At 70.8% G+C, this 2,864-nt stretch carries 3 protein-coding genes; all 3 read right to left on the bottom strand.

From position 1 onward, the window contains the following. Positions 1–759, bottom strand: a 759-nt coding sequence (locus Q8Q85_16185; GenBank protein MDP3775798.1) for an N-acetylneuraminate synthase family protein, incomplete at its 3' end; no start/stop codon positions are given. A gap of 22 nt (positions 760–781) precedes the next feature. Continuing rightward, positions 782–1,819, bottom strand: coding sequence for a Gfo/Idh/MocA family oxidoreductase (locus Q8Q85_16190; protein ID MDP3775799.1), 1,038 nt, complete (start codon positions 1,817–1,819; stop codon positions 782–784). Between the two features lies 1 nt (position 1,820). Continuing rightward, positions 1,821–2,864: radical SAM/SPASM domain-containing protein (locus Q8Q85_16195; GenBank protein MDP3775800.1), on the bottom strand; the 1,044-nt coding region annotated here is incomplete at its 5' end.

Raw genomic sequence — 2,864 nt, forward strand, 5'->3', positions numbered from 1 at the left:
CATGAACCCCTGCGGCTCGACCGACGCGGCCTGGTCGCTGCCCCACATGGCCCGGTCCAGCGTGATGTGGCGCTCGATCATGCACGCGCCCAGCGAGACCGCCGCGACCGTCGTGGAGAGCCCGACCTCGTGGCCCGAGTAGCCGACGGGGCAGCCGAACTCGCGGCGCAGCGTGTCGATCATGCGCAGGTTCAGCTCCTCGAGCTTGGACGGGTACGTGCTGGTGCAATGCAGCAGCACCAGCTCCTGCGCGCCGAGCACCTGGACCGCGTGGGCGATCTGCTCCATGGTGCTCATGCCGGTGGAGAGGATGACCGGCCGGCCGGTGGCGCGCATGTGCCGCAGCAGCGCGTCGTCGGTCAGCGAGGCCGAGGCGACCTTGTAGCACGGCGGCTGGAACCGGTCGATGAAGTCCACCGAGGCCTGGTCCCAGCACGAGGCGAACCACGCGATGCCGCGCTCGCGGCAGTACGCGTCGATGGCCTCGTACTGCGCCGGCCCGAACTCGAGCCCGCGCTTGAGGTCCCCATTCGTCTTGCCGAAGGGGTTCTCGCGCGCCCGCGCCAGCTCCTCGGTCGAGTAGACCACGTCCACCGTCCGCTTCTGGAACTTGACCGCGTCGGCGCCGGCGAGCACGCTGGCGTCGATCAGGCGCTTGCACAGCTCCAGGTCCCCGTTGTGGTTGATGCCGATCTCGGCCACGATGAACGTCGGCTCGCCCGGGCCCACCCCCCGGTCCCCGATCCGCACTGTCGTCATATTGCCTCCTGCTGTTCCATCCTCAGGGCGAGGCGGCCACGGCCGCCGTCCCTGCGCCCACCGCCGCCCGGTACCGGTTGAACTCGGCCAGCGGCACCGGCCGCCGGTCCACCGCGCTGCGGTAACACGCTTCCAATACGTACACGGCCGCCGCACCGGTCGCCAGCGGCGTCTCGACCGCGGCCGGGTCGTCCTGCTCCACCGCGCGGATGAACTCCCGCAGCTCCTCGGCGACCGTGTCCACCGGTTCGCACGCCAGCCGCTGCGGCTGCGACGGCACCCGGTCGACGTCCCGGCCCACGCGCAGCGTCAGCTCGCCGCGCGCCCACGTGACGATCCCGTCGGTGCCGGTCACGACGAAGCGTTCCTCGCTCGGCACGATGTAATCGGTCTTCACCAACGCGGCGGCGCCGTTTTCAAGCTCCAGCAGCGCGGCGGCCGCATCCGGCGCCTCGGTGACCCCGGCCAGGTTGCGCAGCAGCCCGGTCGCGCTGCGCACCGGCCCGGCCCACGCGTGGACCAGATCGAAGGGGTGCACGCCGAGCGCGCTGAGCGGTCCCTCGCGATGCCCCCGCTGGTGGCCGCGCCCGTTCCCCATCCGAAAGGCGTACGCGCCGCCGTGTGAAAGCGTCAGCTCCAGGTCGACCAGCCGCCCGAGCCGCCCGTCCGCGATCAGCTTGGCGATGGCGCGCGCGGCCGCGGAGCGGCGCACGTTGTGCCCGCACATGCCCACGACCCTCGCCGCCTCGGCCGCGGCCAGCATGCGGTCGCATGCCTCGGCGGTCGCGGCCAGCGGCTTCTCCACGAAAATAGCCTTGCCGGCCGCCGCGCATGCGGCCGCGTGGTCCGCGTGGTGCGGCGTCGGCGAGGCAATGAGGACCGCCGGCACGCTGGCATCTTCCAGCGCGCGGCCCAAGTCGCTGACGCCGCGGGCCGCGTCCCACGCGCGCGCCCGCGCCGGGTCCGGGTGATAGCCCCAGGCGATCTCGACCCCCAGCCGCTCCATCGCTGCGGCCAGCGTGCGGCCGAACCCGTGCAGCCCGATCAGCCCGGCGCGCATCTTAATACCCCGTGCACTTGTTGCACGGCGAGCACGCGTTCTTCCGGCCGGTCTGGTGGAACTCGCGCAGCGACTGCATGTGCTGGCCGGTCCACAACGACGCCACCGTCTGGCCCTCGCCGATTCGACCCGGGCTCAAGTGGCTCAGGTAGTCCGCGTCGCACGGGTTGACCCCACCGTCCCACCACACGTACATGCGCTCCCAGAGGATCGAGCACGGCACCGCGATGGGCTTCTCCGGCAGGTCATAAATGTTCAGCCGCTCGAAGACCGGGTTGACCCCGACCTCGTCCACCCGGTGGAGCCAGAACGCGCGGCTCGTGTCGATCCGCTGGTCCTCCCGCGTCACGACCATCGAGGCGCGCGTGACCGTCCGGTTCCCGGGGAACTCCTGGTCGCGCAGCTTCACGAAGGTCTCCACGTTGTTCAGCACCGCGTCGAAGTCCGCGCCCACCCGGATCTCGCCGTACACCTCGCGCTCCGCGGTGTCCACCGAGAAGACCACGAGGTCCGGGTCCGCCGCGAGGATGCGGCGGGACAGCTCCGGGGTCAGCTTGGTCGCGTTCGTGTTGATCTTGATGTCCAGCACGCCGCGCTTGCGCGCGTACGCCAGCATGTCGGGAAACGCCGGGTTGAGCGTCGGCTCGCCCCGGCTCGCCATGACCAGGCCGTTCAAGCCGTGCTCGCCGGCCTCGTCCATGACGCGCTGGAACAGCTCTAGCTTCATCATGCCGTTGAGCTCGCGGTTGCGGGAGAGACGCGGGTCCACGATGAAGCACATCGGGCACCGCAGGTTGCACACGCTCGTCGGCTCCACCGCCAGCACGATCGGGAACGGCTTCAGGATCTTCCGCGCCGGGTAGACCGCGAATTCGTACCGGTACTTGAGGTACCGCGCCATTTCGCCGACGTCGCGCTGGCCCCGAGCATGGGCCACCAACAGCTCGGACATCGCGAAGTGGTCCTTCTCGCGCCCCTGCGGCCGCCCATGGTCCGCATGCGCCTGGGCCAGGCTGTTGCGCAGCATCGCCAGGAACTGCGCAGG

The organism is Gemmatimonadales bacterium (assembly GCA_030697825.1).
Lineage (GTDB): Bacteria > Gemmatimonadota > Gemmatimonadetes > Gemmatimonadales > JACORV01 > JACORV01.

Excerpts from the sequence above, each read along its gene's own strand:
- Q8Q85_16190 (MDP3775799.1), bottom strand. The coding sequence starts at position 1,819 with ATGCGCGCCGGGCTGATCGGGCTGCACGGGTTCGGCCGCACGCTGGCC.